Origin of the sequence: Sphingorhabdus sp. (genome assembly GCF_044374345.1) — a bacterium.
Taxonomy (GTDB): Bacteria; Pseudomonadota; Alphaproteobacteria; order Sphingomonadales; family Sphingomonadaceae; genus Sphingorhabdus_B.
In genome coordinates this window covers 1-16,126 of sequence record NZ_JBILOS010000042.1, presented here as the reverse complement: position 1 = coordinate 16,126, position 16,126 = coordinate 1, and the positions used below count along the sequence as shown (strand labels likewise).

At 57.8% G+C, this 16,126-nt stretch carries 15 protein-coding genes and 1 pseudogene; 6 read left to right on the top strand and 10 right to left on the bottom strand.

Annotation, left to right across the window (positions count from 1 at the left end; translation table 11 throughout):
• Positions 1-146, bottom strand: a pseudogene (locus tag ACIQ5B_RS06015) (DNA repair protein RadA); the annotation flags it as partial.
• 93 nt (positions 147-239) lie between these two features.
• Between ACIQ5B_RS06015 and ACIQ5B_RS06010 the strand changes: the two are divergent.
• A complete protein-coding gene (locus ACIQ5B_RS06010) occupies positions 240-2,579 on the top strand; it encodes a patatin-like protein (RefSeq protein ID WP_397598227.1) in 2,340 nt (779 codons plus the stop codon).
• Between the two features lie 64 nt (positions 2,580-2,643).
• Here the strand turns inward: ACIQ5B_RS06010 and dnaJ are convergent, their stop codons facing one another.
• Entirely contained in the window at positions 2,644-3,768 is a 1,125-nt protein-coding gene (gene dnaJ, locus ACIQ5B_RS06005; protein WP_397598226.1) for a molecular chaperone DnaJ, read from the bottom strand.
• Positions 3,769-3,835: 67 nt separating this feature from the next.
• Positions 3,836-5,740: a molecular chaperone DnaK gene (gene dnaK / locus ACIQ5B_RS06000; RefSeq protein WP_397598225.1), complete on the bottom strand. Its 1,905-nt coding sequence runs from the start codon at positions 5,738-5,740 to the stop codon at positions 3,836-3,838.
• Between the two features lie 212 nt (positions 5,741-5,952).
• Here dnaK and ACIQ5B_RS05995 point away from each other — a divergent pair, with 212 nt between their 5' ends.
• On the top strand, positions 5,953-6,426 hold the full coding sequence (locus ACIQ5B_RS05995; RefSeq protein ID WP_397598224.1) for a copper chaperone PCu(A)C: 474 nt from the start codon (positions 5,953-5,955) through the stop codon (positions 6,424-6,426).
• Positions 6,427-6,466: 40 nt separating this feature from the next.
• Here ACIQ5B_RS05995 and ACIQ5B_RS05990 read toward each other — a convergent pair whose 3' ends face one another.
• The 3 genes from ACIQ5B_RS05990 to hrcA all read right to left on the bottom strand — a co-directional run bounded on the left by ACIQ5B_RS05990 (position 6,467) and on the right by hrcA (position 9,642).
• Positions 6,467-7,864 (bottom strand): MATE family efflux transporter, encoded by a 1,398-nt coding sequence (locus ACIQ5B_RS05990; protein WP_397598223.1) that lies wholly within the window; start codon positions 7,862-7,864, stop codon positions 6,467-6,469.
• Positions 7,865-7,934: 70 nt separating this feature from the next.
• On the bottom strand, positions 7,935-8,510 hold the full coding sequence (gene grpE, locus ACIQ5B_RS05985; RefSeq protein WP_397598222.1) for a nucleotide exchange factor GrpE: 576 nt from the start codon (positions 8,508-8,510) through the stop codon (positions 7,935-7,937).
• An 88-nt stretch (positions 8,511-8,598) separates the two neighbouring features.
• A complete protein-coding gene (hrcA, locus tag ACIQ5B_RS05980) occupies positions 8,599-9,642 on the bottom strand; it encodes a heat-inducible transcriptional repressor HrcA (protein WP_397598221.1) in 1,044 nt (347 codons plus the stop codon).
• An 81-nt stretch (positions 9,643-9,723) separates the two neighbouring features.
• Here hrcA and rph point away from each other — a divergent pair, with 81 nt between their 5' ends.
• The 4 genes from rph to ACIQ5B_RS05960 all read left to right on the top strand — a co-directional run bounded on the left by rph (position 9,724) and on the right by ACIQ5B_RS05960 (position 13,332).
• Positions 9,724-10,437: a ribonuclease PH gene (rph, locus tag ACIQ5B_RS05975; protein WP_397598220.1), complete on the top strand. Its 714-nt coding sequence runs from the start codon at positions 9,724-9,726 to the stop codon at positions 10,435-10,437.
• 44 nt (positions 10,438-10,481) lie between these two features.
• A complete protein-coding gene (gene rdgB, locus ACIQ5B_RS05970; protein ID WP_397598219.1) occupies positions 10,482-11,108 on the top strand; it encodes an RdgB/HAM1 family non-canonical purine NTP pyrophosphatase in 627 nt (208 codons plus the stop codon).
• A gap of 163 nt (positions 11,109-11,271) precedes the next feature.
• The gene (gene hemW, locus ACIQ5B_RS05965) at positions 11,272-12,432 is read left to right on the top strand and encodes a radical SAM family heme chaperone HemW (RefSeq protein WP_397598218.1); all 1,161 of its coding nucleotides are present in this window, start codon (positions 11,272-11,274) and stop codon (positions 12,430-12,432) included.
• Positions 12,433-12,447: 15 nt separating this feature from the next.
• Positions 12,448-13,332 (top strand): tyrosine recombinase XerC, encoded by an 885-nt coding sequence (locus tag ACIQ5B_RS05960; RefSeq protein WP_397598217.1) that lies wholly within the window; start codon positions 12,448-12,450, stop codon positions 13,330-13,332.
• On the opposite strand, the gene ACIQ5B_RS05955 is transcribed toward ACIQ5B_RS05960, so the two are convergent.
• The 4 genes from ACIQ5B_RS05955 to rsmI are packed head-to-tail and all read right to left on the bottom strand — an operon-like array spanning position 13,289 to position 16,089.
• The gene (locus ACIQ5B_RS05955; protein WP_395627933.1) at positions 13,289-13,939 is read right to left on the bottom strand and encodes a DedA family protein; all 651 of its coding nucleotides are present in this window, start codon (positions 13,937-13,939) and stop codon (positions 13,289-13,291) included. The two genes, ACIQ5B_RS05960 and ACIQ5B_RS05955, sit on opposite strands and share 44 nt — an antisense overlap.
• Positions 13,939-14,901 (bottom strand): glutathione synthase, encoded by a 963-nt coding sequence (gene gshB / locus ACIQ5B_RS05950; protein ID WP_397598216.1) that lies wholly within the window; start codon positions 14,899-14,901, stop codon positions 13,939-13,941. Before gshB ends, ACIQ5B_RS05955 begins: the two co-directional genes overlap by 1 nt.
• Positions 14,902-14,911: 10 nt before the next feature.
• Positions 14,912-15,262 (bottom strand): YraN family protein, encoded by a 351-nt coding sequence (locus ACIQ5B_RS05945; RefSeq protein ID WP_333568978.1) that lies wholly within the window; start codon positions 15,260-15,262, stop codon positions 14,912-14,914.
• Positions 15,259-16,089, bottom strand: coding sequence for a 16S rRNA (cytidine(1402)-2'-O)-methyltransferase (gene rsmI / locus ACIQ5B_RS05940; protein ID WP_397598215.1), 831 nt, complete (start codon positions 16,087-16,089; stop codon positions 15,259-15,261). The genes ACIQ5B_RS05945 and rsmI overlap by 4 nt, the downstream gene beginning before the upstream one ends.
• Positions 16,090-16,126: the final 37 nt, after the last annotated feature.

Genomic DNA, 16,126 nt, shown 5'->3' with positions numbered 1-16,126 from the left:
TGCAAATGATGCTTCAGCTCAAAGACCGTCGCGCTCGCCTCTTCCGCCAGCGTATTCCATTCGCCGCAGTCGTCACATTGCCCCTGCCAACGGTTCGCTTCGGAACCGCATGCCTGACATACATATTTGCGCTTTGCCTTTGCCATAAGCGGAAACTATCAGAACATATCAAGAACTCAAGCCGTAAAAAGCACGCATAGGTGCTTGCGCACGCCCTTTGGCGGTGTCACACCATCGGCATGCGTGAAAAAGAACTTCGGCTGGCGCTCATTTGTTATGGCGGGGTAAGCCTTGCCATTTACATGCATGGCGTCACGCGCGAGATTTGGCATATGGTCCGCGCCAGCCGCGCGTTCCATGATGCAGTGCCCGCAACGGGCGGCAGCGAGTCCGTCTATCACGACCTCCTCGCCGAAATATCTCAAGTCAGCGGAACGAAGCTGCGCGTGCTGACCGATATTATCGCCGGGTCCAGCGCGGGCGGCATCAACGGCATATTTCTATCCCAAGCCATTGTCACAGGGCAGTCGCTGGAGCCGCTGACCGATATGTGGCTTGAAATGGCGGATGTGGACGTCCTGCTGGACCCCGATGCGCGTCCGCTGTCGCGCTTCTCCAAATTTTGGGCAACACCGATAGCGTGGTTAATCTTGCGGCGGCGCGGCGGCGCGGTTGAACAGACGGTCGCGAAGGAAGCACAGGACGAGGTGGCAACCAAGCTATCCCGCTTCGTCCGTGCCCGCTGGTTCGCGCCACCCTTTGGCGGCAATGTGTTTTCCAAGCTATTGCTGGATGCGTTGAAGGCCATGGCGGCGAGCAAAGCGGGATCGCCGCTTTTGCCCATCAACCAACCGCTCGACCTGTTTGTGACGGTCACCGATTTTAACGGGCATGATCAAGTCTTGCGGTTGAACAGCCCGCCCGAGGTGACGGAATCTGAGCACAGGATCACCGTCGACTTTTCGACACGCGGGCGGACGGACCTTGCCGATATGGCCGAACTCATCTTTGCGGCGCGCGCAACCGCGAGCTTCCCGGGTGCGTTCCCGCCCTTTTCGGTGCGTGAACTTGACCGATTGCTTGCGCGCGAAAATGTGCCGTGGCTGGGACGGAACGCATTTCTGAAACGTATATTGCCGCAGCAATTTGCCGCCAATGCCGCGGAAGACACGATGCTGATTGACGGTTCCGTGCTCGCCAACGCCCCGTTTAATCAGGCGATTGCCGCCCTGCGCAACCGCCCCGCGCGCCGCGAAGTTGACCGCCGCTTTGTCTATATTGACCCAAAGCCCGGCCGCCCAAGTTTCCGCTTCGGTCGGCGCAACGCAGATGGCAGCGCCGACACCCCGCGCAAACCGCCCGGCTTTTTCGCAACGATATTTGGCGCGACATCGAACATCCCGCGGGAGCAACCGATCCGCGATAGCTTGGAAAAAATCTCGGGCCGGTCGGAACGGATCGAACGCATGCGACAGCTGATCGACAGCCTACGGGACGAAGTCGAAACCACTGTCGAGGCACTGCTGGGCAAGACCTGGTTCCTGAGCCAGCCGACTGCCGTCCGTATGCAGAAATGGCGTCAATCTGCGCAGGAAAAGGCGATACTTGCTGCTGGTTTCAGCTATCGTGCCTATGGCCATTTGAAGCTTGCGGGCGTCGTCGACGATATTGTGGCGACCGCGCGGCGCAGCTTGCCCGATGCAAATAACGGGTTTTTCCGCGACTTGAGAGCGGCTTTGTGGACCGAAATCAGGACACGGGGATTGGACCGCATGCCGCAAGACGGCGGCAAGCAAGCGACCAAACAGTCCATCGCCTTTTTTGGCACGCATGATCTACGGTTCAGAATTCGCCGGCTCCGCTTCCTTGCACGGCATCTGACCGAAGAGGTCGAAAATGTCATCGACGTACCCGAAAAGGACATCACGCAGATACGTGATGCCATTTATCGCTGTCTGGCGATGTATCTGGATCTAGAAACGGCCGAATTTCTAGGCGTAGATTTTGCCATAGCCGCAAAGGCGGGCGTCACCAATCCGGCCGGGCTCATAGACCATTTGGCGGCCCAGCGCGACCTCGTCCAAACAGACCTGCGTGTGGATGCGATATTGTGCGCAGCGCTCCTCGCCCTGCCGGTTGAAGCGCGCCGGGCCATGCTGCTCGGCTATCTGGGTTATGCGCTGTACGATATCGCGACCTTGCCATTATTGCAGGACGAAGGGTTCGACGAATTTGACCCCGTCAAAGTCGACCGCATTTCACCCGAAGACTGCAACTCCATCCGCCAAGGTGGCGCCGCAGCCACGTTGAAGGGCATAGAATTCAACAATTTCGGCGCGTTTTTCAGCCGGTCCTATCGCGAGAATGATTATCTGTGGGGGCGGTTGCACGGGGCGGAACGGCTCATTGACATTTTGGTGTCGTCCCTTCCCGCCGGTCATGACTTCGCCGAAAACAGGGTGCGGGCTTACAAACGGCTCGCCTTCCATGCGATATTGGATGAGGAGCAGGATCGGCTGAAATATGTCCAGCCCCTGATCGCATCATTGCGGAACGAGATTGATCAGATCGAAATCTGAGCCTTCATTTCAATATATCGAAGACAGCATCAACGAACCTGCGCGCACTTGGCGCGCACCGCAATCACGTCGCGATGCCGTCCCAAATCCCTTTGAGCTTATCAAAAAAGCCTGTCGATTGCGGACATTCCTCACCGGTTTCGGTTTCACGGAACTCGCGCAAGATCTCTTTCTGGCGCGCCGACAGCTTGGACGGCGTTTCAACATCGATTTGAATGACCATATCGCCGCGTCCACGTCCTTGCAGGACAGGCATCCCTGCCCCGCGCTGGCGCAGCTGTTTGCCCGACTGGATGCCCTCTGGAACGATGATGATATGTTCAGCACCATCCAGACCCGGAATACGGATTTCGCCGCCCAGCGCCGCTGTGGTGAAGCTTACGGGCACACGGCAGAACAATGTCGTGCCGTCGCGCTCGAACACCTTGTGCCGCGACAAATGGATGAAGATGTACAGGTCACCGGCGGCCGCGCCATAAGGCCCAGCTTCGCCTTTGCCCGCAACCCGAATGCGGGTGCCTTCATCGACGCCCGGCGGAATATTTACGGATATGGTCTTGCGTTCGTCCTTCCGGCCTTCGCCCGCACAGACACGGCATGGGTCTTCGATAACCTCACCCCGGCCATGACAGGTCGGGCAAGTCCGTTCGACGACGAAGAAACCTTGCTGCGCGCGCACCTTACCGTGACCGGCACACAGGTTGCAACGGCGCTTGCCCGAACCCGGCGTTGCGCCTGTCCCTTCACAGGTACCACAAGCCGTCGCCACGTCGATGGTGATTTCGGCATCCTTGCCGTGGAAGGCTTCATCAAGCGAAATTTCGAGATCATAGCGTAAGTCTGCACCGCGTGCGGGGCCACGCTGACGTCCGCCAAAGGCATCACCGAAGAAGCTTTCGAATATGTCGGAAAAGTCACCAAAGCCTGCGCCACCCTGGCCGCCGCCACCCATGCCGCCATTTTCAAACGCGGCTTTGCCAAGACGGTCATAGGCCGCACGTTTTTGGGGATCTTTCAGGACATCATAGGCCTGGCTGACCGCTTTAAATCTGGCTTCGGATTTGTCGCAGCCGGGATTGCGGTCGGGATGGCATTCCATCGCGATCCGGCGATAGGCGGATTTCAGCGTCTTCTCATCCGCTGTCCGCTCGACTTCCAACAATTCGTAATAATCGATGTCAAGATTCATGACTGACTACCCCCCGGCTTCCCGACCGTCGCTGCATTTCGCTGGCGACGGTCGGGAATTTTCAACATCAGTCTTTCTTGTCGTCTTCGACTTCGGAGAATTCTGCATCGACAACATTGTCGTCCGCAGGGGCTTCTTCGGTCGCAGTGCCCGGCGATGCCGCAGCTTGCTCTTCCTTGTAGATGGCTTCACCAAGCTTCATCGCGATTTGCGCCAAGGCCGTTGCCTTTTCCTTCATCGCTTCTGCATCACCACCTTCGATGGCGGTCTTGGTTTCCGCAACAGCCGCTTCGATTTCGCCCTTCAGCGCAGCGTCAATCTTGTCGCCATGCTCTTCGAGCTGCTTTTCCGTGCTGTGCACAAGGCTTTCGGCATTGTTCTTGGCTTCCGCAGCTTCACGACGTTTCTTGTCTTCTTCAGCAAATGCTTCGGCGTCACGGACCATCTGATCAATGTCGGCGTCGGACAAACCGCCCGAGGCTTGGATCTTGATCTGCTGTTCCTTGCCCGTGCCCTTGTCCTTTGCAGTTACGCTAACGAGGCCGTTGGCATCGATATCGAATGTCACTTCAACCTGCGGCACGCCGCGCGGTGCGGGTGGAATTCCGACAAGGTCGAAATTGCCGAGCAGCTTGTTATCCGCCGCCATTTCACGCTCGCCTTGGAACACACGGATGGTAACCGCATTCTGGTTATCTTCGGCAGTCGAGTAGACTTGGCTCTTCTTGGTCGGGATCGTCGTGTTACGGTCGATCATGCGGGTGAACACACCGCCCAATGTTTCGATGCCAAGCGACAGCGGTGTTACGTCCAGCAACAACACGTCCTTAACGTCGCCCTGCAACACGCCTGCCTGAATGGCTGCGCCCATGGCAACAACTTCGTCAGGGTTTACGCCCGTGTGCGGTTCCTTGCCGAAGAACGCCTTAACAACGTCACGTACCTTTGGCATGCGGGTCATACCGCCAACCATGACAACTTCGTCAATGGCATCAGCCTTCAGACCAGCGTCAGCCAAAGCCTTTTTGCAAGGCTCCAACGTGCGCTTGATAAGGTCATCCACCAGCTTTTCAAGGTCGGCACGGGTGATTGTCTTCACGAGGTGCTTTGGACCATTTTGGTCAGCGGTGATGAACGGCAAGTTGACTTCAGTCGTTTGTGTCGATGACAGTTCAATCTTCGCCTTTTCAGCCGCTTCCTTCAAACGCTGAAGCGCGAGCTTGTCCTTGGTCAGGTCAATGCCTTCGGCTTTTTGGAAGTCTGCTGCCAAAAATTCGACAAGCTTGCTGTCAAAGTCTTCACCGCCCAAGAACGTGTCGCCATTGGTCGATTTCACTTCGAAAACGCCGTCGCCAACTTCGAGGATCGAAATGTCGAACGTACCGCCGCCAAGGTCATAGACCGCGATGGTTTTGTTCTCATCCTTGTCCATGCCATATGCAAGCGCAGCGGCGGTTGGCTCGTTAATGATACGCAGAACTTCAAGACCCGCAATCTGGCCAGCATCCTTCGTCGCCTGACGCTGGGCATCGTTGAAATAAGCGGGAACCGTGATGACGGCTTGCGTGACGGTTTCGCCCAGATAGGCCTCTGCCGTTTCCTTCATTTTCTGAAGGATGAAGGCCGAAATCTGCGATGGCGAATAATCTTCACCGCCAGCCTTTACCCATGCGTCGCCATTCTTGCCCTTGACTATGCTGTAAGGAACAAGCTCTGTATCTTTTTTGGTGATTGGATCGTCGAAGCGGCGGCCGATAAGGCGCTTCACTGCGAAAATCGTGCTTTCCGGATTGGTGACGGCCTGACGCTTTGCCGGTTGACCGATCAGACGCTCGCCGTCCTTAGCAAAGGCCACGATCGATGGCGTCGTACGTGCGCCTTCCGCATTTTCGATGACCTTGGGCTTGCCGCCGTCCATTACCGCAACGCAGCTGTTTGTCGTGCCCAAGTCGATACCAATAACTTTAGCCATAAAAACTTTACCCCGAAATTTTAAAATTGAACGCTTACTGGCCACTTACGGTCCGGCCCTATCAGGCACCGGTGTTTTCCCGTAATGCAACCGTGTAGCGGCGATATAGGTGCCAAATCTCTTGGCACAAGACTTCGGCAACCCTAGATAGGGGAAAAAGTAATCACAGTCCCGGCTTTGAACAACAAAGCCAATGCCGAAAAGAGGATCATATGAACCGACGGATATTCACAGTTGCAGCCGCAGCAATTGCATTATTGCTGGGCTCATGCGGCCCGACACCGCAGCTAAAGGTCAAAGAGGCGGTGCTCACGCTATCGCCAGTCGACAGCAATCCGTCAGCATTTCACTTCAACGTCTATGGCGGCCCCGAAGATGTCTATTTGCTGCGCGTCAGTTCGCCATCCGCCATCCGCGTTGAAATGCACGATGTGACGGTGGATCCGAAAACGGGGGCCGTGTCGATGGTGCCCCTGCAACGCGTCCGCATTCCCGCAGACGAAACCGTCGCTTTCAAAAAGGGCGGCAAGCATGTGATGATGTGGGGCGTCAACCTCATCCCCCGCCGGCTTGGCGTGATCGAAGCGGAATTTCTGTTCTCCAACAATGCCCGCATATTGGTAAAAGCCCGCGTGCAGGAAGTCGACGGCACTGACCCGGACGAGAAAAAGGCAATCGACGGCTAAGGCATGCCCTTTTCCAATATTGTCGCAATATGATGGTTTGTTAAGCTTCTGCAGGCAGCAGTCCGAGCCGCGCGCGCAGCGACCAGCGGACGAGCATGAGTATGGCAACAATGCCCAGCCCGCTCGCCAAGCCGACCCAGATGCCAACGCCGTTCCACCCTTGCGAAAATGCCAACCACGCACCAACGCCAATGCCGACCACCCAATAGCCAAAGGCCGCGAACAACATGGGCACGCTGGTGTCATGTAATCCCCGCAGCATGCCCGCGCCGACGACTTGGGCGCCATCAACAATCTGGAACAAAGCTGCAATGGCAAGGAAGCTGACGGCGAGCCGCACAACCTCTGCATTGACCGCGGCGTCGCGATCAATGAACAGCGCAATCAGTAATTCGGGCGACAGCCACATCAACACGGCCATAGCCGCCATGAACCCGGTTCCCATGACGAAGCTGGTCCAACCGGCACGGCGGATCAGCGAAGGGTCGCGTCGGCCATAACCAATGCCCACACGCACTGTCGCGGCCTGCGCAAGGCCCATCGGCACCATGAACGTCACGCTTGCAACCTGAAGCGCAATGGCATGCGCCGCGACCGAGGCAGTGTCGATTAACCCCATGAGCATAACGGCCACGCCAAACACGCCACCTTCCAACCCCATCGTCACGCCAATCGGCAGGCCCAGTTTCCACAACGCGCGAAAACGCTGCCAATCGCTGCGCCACCAACGTCCGAATAGATGATATCGCCGGAATTTGGGGTGATAAGTGATCACCGCAACCATGCCCAAAAACATGAACATATTGGCAAGAATACTGCCGATGCCCGCGCCGACCAGTCCCAAAGGCGGCAGGCCAAGCTTCCCAAAAATCAGGACATAGTTGAATGCCGCGTTGGCAAAAACGCCCATTATGCCCATCACGAGCGACCACATGGGCTGTTCCAACGCCGACAGGAAATTACGTGCGATAATCAGCCACAAAAATGGCAGGATCGACCACATATAGGCCCGCACATAGCTTTGTGCTTTGGATGCAAGCTCGGCTTGCTGCCCAAGCGTCAGCAACACCGTCTCCGCCTGCCACAGGACCAACCAGATCGGTATCATGATCGCAACCGCGACCCACAATCCTTGCCGGAATGTGCGGCGGATATCGCGCACCGAATGGGCCTTTGCGCCGCGCTCGCTCGCCATCATCGGCGCTGTCGCGGTAACGAGACCCATGCAGAAAATGGCCGCGGTCATACACAGGTTGAACCCCAGCGATGCCGCCGCCAACTCGGTTGGCCCCAGCCACCCCACCATCACCACATCGGTCGCGCCAATCAACGACATCGACAAGTTCGTCAGGATCAACGGCCATGCAAGCGACAATGTCGCGCGAAATTCATCGCGCCAAGGGGACTGACGGTCCAAAGGGAATGCCGCTGTGGTCATGGGACGCGCTGGATAGCGGAGCGCGTTAGGTTAGACCACCCCCGGTGTAATGGTCATGATAGGACAGGCGTTACTCCGGCGCTTTAGCCACCCCAACCAACGCAGGGCGCAGCAAGCGATCCTTGATCATATAACCCGCCTGCATCTCGGCCACGATCGTGCCCGGTTCAGCATCTGCGCTTGGTATTTCGACCATCGCCTGATGCTGGTTCGGGTCAAGCGGCATGCCCATTGCGGCGATGCGGGTGATGCCGTTTTTGGCAAAGACGCTGTCGAGTTCGCGGCCAGTGGCTTCAAGGCCAATGACGAGCGGCTTCATCGACTCGCTCTCGCGCATTTCGGCGGGGATAGCTTCCAATGCACGGGCCAAATTGTCGGACACGGACAAGACGTCGCGGGCAAAGCCGGTTGCGGCATAAGCGCGCGCATCTTGCGCTTCCTTTTCCATGCGGCGGCGCACATTTTGGGTTTCGGCCTGCGCATACAGAACTTCTTGCTGTGCCGTGGCGAGCGCGTCTTCGAGCGTGGCAATTTTGGCGTCGGCGGAGTCGGTCGCTTCCGAAGCGTCATCCTTCATATGCTCTGGCACGCCTTCCAATTCCTTTTCTGCTGCTGCATCTGCGGATTGAGTGTTCTTGTCCGTCATAACCTAATTAACCCATGATTGTTGCGACACTTATGCCGCCTGTTGCTTTGCGCATATAGAAACCAATTCGGTTTCATCAAGCCGTGCGTCACTTTATTAAGCGGCTGAGCGCCTGTGCCGTGAAATCGACCATCGGCACAATGCGGGCATAATTGAGCCGTGTCGGCCCAATGACGCCCACGACACCAACCACCTTGCCACCGGCTTCGCGATAAGGCGCAGCGATGACTGAGGAGCCGGACAGCGAGAACAGATTATTCTCCGAACCAATGAAGATCCGCGTCGACTGCGCATCGCGGGCACTGTCGACCAACCGCGCGATTTCTTCCTTGCTTTCCAATTCGTCGAGCAACTGGCGTACCCGGTCAAGGTCCGCCGCTGCGGCGTCGTCAATCAGGTTCGACTGACCGCGCACAATCAGCACCGGCCGGTCGTTGGCATCGAGCGACCAGATCGCCAGCCCATCGCGCACGAGCTTCTGGCTTGCCGCGTCAAGCTCCGCCTGTTCAGCGCGAATTTCGCGGTCAAGATGCTCTAGCGCCTCTGACAAGGTCAAACCCGACAATCGGGCCGAGATATAGTTGGACGCCTCAACCAACACCGAATCGGAAACAGAAGGGTCAATCGCCACCAACCGGTTTTCGACGCTGTTGTCCGACCCTACCATGATGGCTAAAACTTGGGTCGGCGACAGACGCGCAAAGTTGAACGCCTTCAACACCGCATCGCGTTTGGGGACGAGCACGATTCCGGCACAGGCCGATAGTCCCGACAACACCGACGTTGCCGCCGCCAACGCTTCCTCAATTGGCCCCTCGCTTATGATTTGCGATTCAATCGCACGGCGTTCTTCCATCGACGGTTCAGCCGACTGCATCATGCCGTCGACAAAAAGACGAAGCCCGCTTTCGGTGGGCACGCGGCCAGCGCTGGTGTGCGGTGAGGCAAGCAAGCCTGCCTCTTCCAAATCCTGCATCACATTGCGAATGGAGGCGGGCGACAAATTCAGGCCCGCAAATTTGGAAAGCGTCCGCGACCCCACGGGCGCGCCATTGTCCAAATAGCTTTCGACCACCATCCGGAAGATGACGCGCGTGCGATCGTTCAGTTCATTGATTGGAATTTGGCTCACGGTTGCTGGTTTAGCGCAGCGCGCTTGCAAAGCAAGCGGGGCAAGCTATTGCGTTCTTCAACCCATTATCAGGAGACTATCATGCGACCATCAGGCCGTGCGCCAGACGAAATGCGCGCCATTTCGATTGAAACCCATTTCACCAAGCATGCAGAGGGCAGCTGCCTCATCTGCTTTGGCGACACCCGCGTGCTTGTCACCGCGAGCGTCGAGGATCGCCTACCGCCATGGTTGCGTGGCAAGGGTGAAGGTTGGGTGACGGCGGAATATTCCATGCTCCCACGCGCCACGCACACCCGCAGCCAGCGTGAAGCGGCGAAAGGTAAGCAGTCCGGTAGAACACAAGAAATTCAACGCCTTATTGGCCGTTCTTTACGCGCTGTCGTAGATATGAAAAAGCTGGGCGAGCATCAGATCACGATCGATTGTGATGTGTTGCAAGCCGACGGCGGAACGCGCACTGCGGCTATTTCCGGCGCATGGGTCGCCTTGCGGCTTGCGGTCGATGGCCTGCTTGTTTCGGGCGCGATTAAGGAAGATCCGATCAGCGGCCGCGTCGCCGCCATCAGCTGCGGTATCGTCAACGGGACGCCCGTGCTTGACCTCGACTATATCGAAGATTCGAGCGCTGACGCTGATGCGAACTTTGTCCTTATTGAAGGCGGACAAATCGCCGAAGTACAAGCGACCGCCGAAGGTGCGACCTATGATGAGGAAAGCCTGCTGCGCTTGCTCCGTCTCGCACGCATGGGCACCGACCGGATTTTTGCTGTGCAAGCTGAAGCGGTAAAGTAACCGCATTTGGCAGTTTAAACGCCAATGGTTCAAGGCAAGAATATATGACCCACCGCAAATTGCAGCCCGGAAAGCTTGTCATCGCCAGCCACAATGCGGGCAAGGTGCGTGAAATCCGCGCCTTGCTGGCGCCCTTCGGCATCGAACCGGTTTCGGCGGGCGAACTTGGCTTGCCCGAGCCCGACGAGACCGGCACGACCTTTGCCGAAAATGCACTACTGAAAGCACATGCCTCTGCGCAAGGATCAGGCCTGCCTGCCTTGGCAGATGACAGCGGCCTGTGCGTGGCCGTGCTTGGTGGCGCACCCGGAGTGTACACCGCAGACTGGGCGGAAAAGCAGCGGTTCGAAGGCGGACCGGGACGCGACTGGTATATGGCCATGGGTAAAGTCGAAGGCAAATTGGCCGAGCTTGGTCCAGATACCGACCGAAGCGCTTACTTCATCTGCACCCTCGCGCTTGCATGGCCCGATGGTCATGAAGAAGTGTTCGAAGGCCGCGTACAAGGCAGCCTGACATGGCCTCCGCGTGGCACGTTGGGCTTTGGCTATGATCCTGTGTTTGTGCCAACCGACCGCGCGCAAACTTTTGCGGAACTGGACCCGGCGGAAAAACATGCCATGAGCCATCGGGCAGATGCGTTCCGCAAATTGGTTGAGGCGGTTTTTTGACAAGCGCCACATCTTACCAGACCGTAGCCCAGAGCAGCAGTCACGCAGTGGCTGCGACCGTCGAAGGGCGGCCATCAGTCAAGCACATTGGTTGAACGAGACGCACCCTTCGACTTTTCGGCAGTGCTCCGCACTGCCGGCTCAGGGCTACGGTAAAGCTCAAATGTCAAATCCGCTCGCCCTTTATATCCACTGGCCCTTTTGCGTTTCCAAATGCCCTTATTGTGATTTCAACAGCCATGTGCGCGAAAGCGTAGACCAAGACGCGTGGTGCAAAGCCTTACTCGCGGATATGGCCTACGAAGCAGCGTTGACACCTGACCGCAAGCTCAGTTCCATTTTCTTCGGCGGTGGCACGCCATCGCTCATGCCGCCTTCAACAGTCGCCGCGTTGATTGACGCCGCTGCGCAACATTGGGGCTTTGCGGACAATATCGAGATTACACTTGAGGCAAACCCGTCCTCGGTTGAGGCATCGCGCTTTGCCGATTTGGCCAAAGCTGGCGTCAACCGCGTGTCGCTTGGCCTGCAATCGCTCGATGACGCCGCCTTGGCCTTTTTGGGGCGTGCGCATTCCGTTGCGGAGAGCCTTGATGCGCTCGCAGTCGCGCAGCAACATTTCGACCGCGTCAATATCGACCTGATTTATGCGCGGCCCGAACAAACGGCTAAGCAGTGGGCGGCGGAACTTCGGCGCGCATTGTCCTTCGGCACCGATCATATGTCGCTATACCAGTTGACGATTGAGGCGGGCACACGCTTCGAAACGCTCGTGCGCACGGGACACTTCACCCCCGCCGACGATGACGATGCGGCGACCCTTTATGATATGACGCAGGACATGACGCGCGCGGCGGGCATGGCGGCTTATGAGATTAGCAACCATGCGCGGGTGGGTCATGAAAGCCGGCATAATTTGAGTTACTGGCGCTATGATGATTACATCGGCATTGGCCCCGGCGCACATGGACGGCGCCTGAACTATGCGACACAACGTCATAAAAAACCAGAGAATTTTCTTTCCGCAGTCGAACGCAACGCGCATGGCATTAGCGCCGAAGATCATCTCGACCCCGCAAGCCGTGCAACCGAGAGCTTGCTCATGGGACTGCGGCTGAGCGAGGGCATCAGCCTTGAGCGCCTGTCATCGCGCACGGGTATTGCGCCAGACAAGATGCTGGATTTCACGGCTGTCGACAAAATCGCGCGCCTTGGCCTCATCACCCGCGACGGCGACCGCTTCACGGTTACGCCGCAAGGCATGCCGTTGCTGGATGCGATCCTGCCGCAAATAGTAGCGGTTGAGGCGGATACTGCCGCCTGATAGCATGACGGCATAATGTCACTGCTCGCCGAATATCTGACGTTCCTGACCGACAATCGCCGGATGTCGCCGCATAGTGTCCGCGCCTATCACGCCACGGCAGATCGGCTTACCGCTTTTCTGCAATTGCACTGGGGATCGACAGTCGATCGCACAACGCTGATAAAAATTTCCGCCGCGGATATGCGCGCATTTCTCGCGGACCGGCGTGGCGATGGCCTGACCAACCGGTCCACCGCGCGCGAATTGTCCGCTGCCCGTCATTTTTTGCGCTTTGCACTGGGCGAAAACGCAACCCTGCCCCCAATGAAGGGACCGCGCATACAGCGCAGCCTGCCGCGCCCTGTAAATCCCGACGATGTTCTCGCACTCGCGGATGACGTCGCAGAAAGCGCGAACGATGGCTGGATCGGCGCGCGTGACTGGGCCTTGCTTCTGCTGCTCTATGGCAGCGGCCTGCGCGTGAGCGAAGCGACGGGGCTAAATGGCGATATCTTGCCGCTTGCCACGACACTGCGCGTCACCGGCAAGCGAAACAAGACGCGCATTGTGCCGCTGCTAGATCAAGTCCGCACCGCTATTCAGGAATATATTGCGCTGTGCCCTTATCCGATGGCCGCAGACGAGCCATTGTTTCGCGGTGCGCGCGGTGGGCCATTGGCGCCCGCACTTGTGCGCCGCGCGGTGCAAGGTGCGCGCATGCGGCTTGGCCTATCGGAACGCACAACGCCGCACGCCTTGCGCCACAGCTTTGCAACGCATTTGCTTGCGGGGGGTGCAGATTTGCGCAGTCTTCAGGAACTACTGGGCCACAGCAGCCTATCATCAACGCAAATTTATACCGCCGTCGATACGGCTATGCTTCTGGATGAATATCAGAACGCGCATCCACGGGCTTAGGCACGGGCTTAGGGCTGGGCTTCCAGCGCGCCAGACGCCACACATAAGACCCCAATATGCCGATGATGATGACGGTCGACAAAGGCCCAAGCCACTTTTCGATATCGTCAAATTGTGAGCCCAAGAAATAGCCCGCGCAGGCGAGAGCCGCGCTCCACCCCGCCGTTCCAATCGTGGAGAAAACCAGAAAACGGCGCAGCGACATCCCGAACAGACCAGCGGGAATCGAAATCAATGAACGCAGCGTCGGCAACATCCGCGCCACAAGCACGATGATTGGCCCATGCTTGCGAAACAGCCCATGCCCGCGTTCAATCTCCGCCCAGTCGAGCGTGAGCCAACGGCTGTAGCGGTCGATAAACACATGCATCCGCGCTTCGCCAAACTTTATGGCCAGCCAATACCACAGCCAGTTGCCAAGCATCGCGCCTGCGGTTCCGGCCGCGATCGTGCCCCAAAGGCTCATATTGCCACGTGCCGCGGACACACCCGCCACGGTCATAATAACCTCTGACGGGACGGGCGGAAAAACGGTCTCTAGCAGCATCAGCAGGGCGACGCCCCAATAATGCCCCCATTCGACGAGCCTGATAATCCAGTCTTCCATTAACCCCGGCCGCCAAGCCTGCGTTCAATGGCATCAAGTATTTTCGCAGCGGTATCGGTGCCATTGAAGCGGTCAATCGCGACGATACCGGTTGGCGAGGTCACGTTGATTTCCGTCAGCCATTTTCCGCCAATGACATCAATGCCGACGAATATCAGACCAAGTTCCTTCAATCGCGGCCCCATCGCAGCGCAAATTTCCTGCTCCTCCGGGGTCAGTAACGTCGCTTCGGCACTGCCGCCCACGGCAAGGTTCGACCGGAATTCGCCTTCACCCGGACGGCGGTTGATGGCCCCTGTGACTTCGCCGTCGATCAGAACGATGCGCTTATCGCCCTTCGCAACGTCGGGCAGGAATGGCTGCACCATATGCGGTTCGGGCCATGTCGAATTGAACACCTCAAACAGCGCGCCGACATTGCTGCCATCGGCTTCAATCCGGAAAATGGCCTTGCCGCCATTGCCATGGAGCGGCTTTACGACAATCGCGCCATGTTCCTTTTGAAACGCGCGCACTTCATCGAGTGAACGCGTAATCAGCGTCGGTGGCATGAACTTGCGATAGTCGAGCACCATGACCTTTTCCGGCGCGTTGCGCACGCTGGCCGGGTTGTTAACCACCAACGTCTCATGCTCGATGCGTTCAAGCAAATGGGTGGCGGTGATATAACCTACGTGAAATGGCGGGTCCTGCCGCATCAGCACAACGTCGATGTCGGAGCCCAGATCAATACGCTGCGGCGCGCCGAACCGATAATGTGCGCCATCGACGCGTTGGATGTCATGCACGGGATGTGCGAGCGCCGTCAGCCGGTCGTTGGCGTCGAGCGTCAATGACATCACATCATAATGCCAAATGTCATAGCCGCGCGATTGGCCAGCAAGCATCAGCGCAAAGCTGGAGTCGCCATGAATGTTGATGCCGTCCATCGGGTCCATCTGGACCGCCATTTGTATTGCCATTTGCTTGTCCTTATCCGTGCCAGACGTTTGGCAGATGGTTCGGCCAACGCCATGGCGCAACCATAATCACGTCTATCTGCATATTTTCGCATTCTTTTCCATATTTCGGGAGCAGAATTTCCGCCGCAGCTGCAACGCGGCGTAATCTGTACGCGTCAATCGCGGTGGCGAGGTCACGCACATTTGCGCGCGCTTTTACTTCGACGAACGCAATGGTTTTGCCGCGCCGCGCGATCAGGTCAACTTCGCCGCGCGGCGTTTTGACGCGCGTGGCAACGACCCGCCACCCCTTTAACCGCAAAAACCAGGCGGCGATATTTTCGCCACGCCGCCCCAATTTTTCTGCGGCCAACCGGTTCACTGCGACTTCAGTTGCGTAGCGCGCGCATAGACGTCGCTGCGCTCCAGCCCGAAACGCTTGGCAATCACGCCAGCGGCCTTGGCGGCGGACATGGTATCCAATGCTTCGCGCAATGCTGCGTCCACATCACCGGTGTCATAGGCAACGTCATCCGCCGGCGGACCGATGATCAGGACGATTTCACCCTTTGGCTCTTGCGCCGCATAACGCGCGGCAAGTTCGGATGCGGTGCCCGTTACAACCTCTTCAAATTTCTTGGTCAGTTCCCGCGCGACGGCGACTTCACGGTCGCCATAGGTCTCCGCAATCGCGGAAAGCGATGCAGCAAGACGCGGCCCAGCCTCGTAAAAAACCAACGTCGCCTTTACCTGCCCCAGCTCCTCCAAGGTTTCGACACGTGCCTTGGCTTTATTGGGAAGGAAACCGGCGAACAAAAATCGATCCGTGGGCAAACCGCAAATCGACAGCGCCGCCGTTACCGCGCTTGCACCGGGGATGGTATATACCGGCACGCCTGCCGCGCGTGCGCTGCGCACCAGCTTGTAACCGGGGTCTGAAATCAGCGGCGTCCCCGCGTCCGACACCAACGCAACCACCGCGCCGCGCGCAGCGGCGACCAGTGACACGCGCTCCGCCTCGCCACTATGGTCGTTATAGCGCCGCATCTTTTTCTTCAGGCCAAGATGGTGCAGCAATTTACCGGTTACCCGGCTGTCTTCTACTGCCACAATTTCTGCGGCTTCCAGCAGATCAATCGCCCGTTGTGACATATCTGCAAGGTTGCCGATTGGTGTCGCAACGACATATAAGCCCGATTCGAACATCATCTGATTTATATGCTTCTACCCAAGGGAACATTCATGA

Excerpts from the sequence above, each read along its gene's own strand:
- ACIQ5B_RS06010 (WP_397598227.1), top strand. The coding sequence starts at position 240 with ATGCGTGAAAAAGAACTTCGGCTGGCGCTCATTTGTTATGGCGGGGTA.
- dnaJ (WP_397598226.1), bottom strand. The coding sequence starts at position 3,768 with ATGAATCTTGACATCGATTATTACGAATTGTTGGAAGTCGAGCGGACA.
- dnaK (WP_397598225.1), bottom strand. The coding sequence starts at position 5,740 with ATGGCTAAAGTTATTGGTATCGACTTGGGCACGACAAACAGCTGCGTT.
- ACIQ5B_RS05995 (WP_397598224.1), top strand. The coding sequence starts at position 5,953 with ATGAACCGACGGATATTCACAGTTGCAGCCGCAGCAATTGCATTATTG.
- ACIQ5B_RS05990 (WP_397598223.1), bottom strand. The coding sequence starts at position 7,864 with ATGACCACAGCGGCATTCCCTTTGGACCGTCAGTCCCCTTGGCGCGAT.
- grpE (WP_397598222.1), bottom strand. The coding sequence starts at position 8,510 with ATGACGGACAAGAACACTCAATCCGCAGATGCAGCAGCAGAAAAGGAA.
- rph (WP_397598220.1), top strand. The coding sequence starts at position 9,724 with ATGCGACCATCAGGCCGTGCGCCAGACGAAATGCGCGCCATTTCGATT.
- rdgB (WP_397598219.1), top strand. The coding sequence starts at position 10,482 with ATGACCCACCGCAAATTGCAGCCCGGAAAGCTTGTCATCGCCAGCCAC.
- hemW (WP_397598218.1), top strand. The coding sequence starts at position 11,272 with ATGTCAAATCCGCTCGCCCTTTATATCCACTGGCCCTTTTGCGTTTCC.
- ACIQ5B_RS05960 (WP_397598217.1), top strand. The coding sequence starts at position 12,448 with ATGTCACTGCTCGCCGAATATCTGACGTTCCTGACCGACAATCGCCGG.
- ACIQ5B_RS05955 (WP_395627933.1), bottom strand. The coding sequence starts at position 13,939 with ATGGAAGACTGGATTATCAGGCTCGTCGAATGGGGGCATTATTGGGGC.
- gshB (WP_397598216.1), bottom strand. The coding sequence starts at position 14,901 with ATGGCAATACAAATGGCGGTCCAGATGGACCCGATGGACGGCATCAAC.
- rsmI (WP_397598215.1), bottom strand. The coding sequence starts at position 16,089 with ATGATGTTCGAATCGGGCTTATATGTCGTTGCGACACCAATCGGCAAC.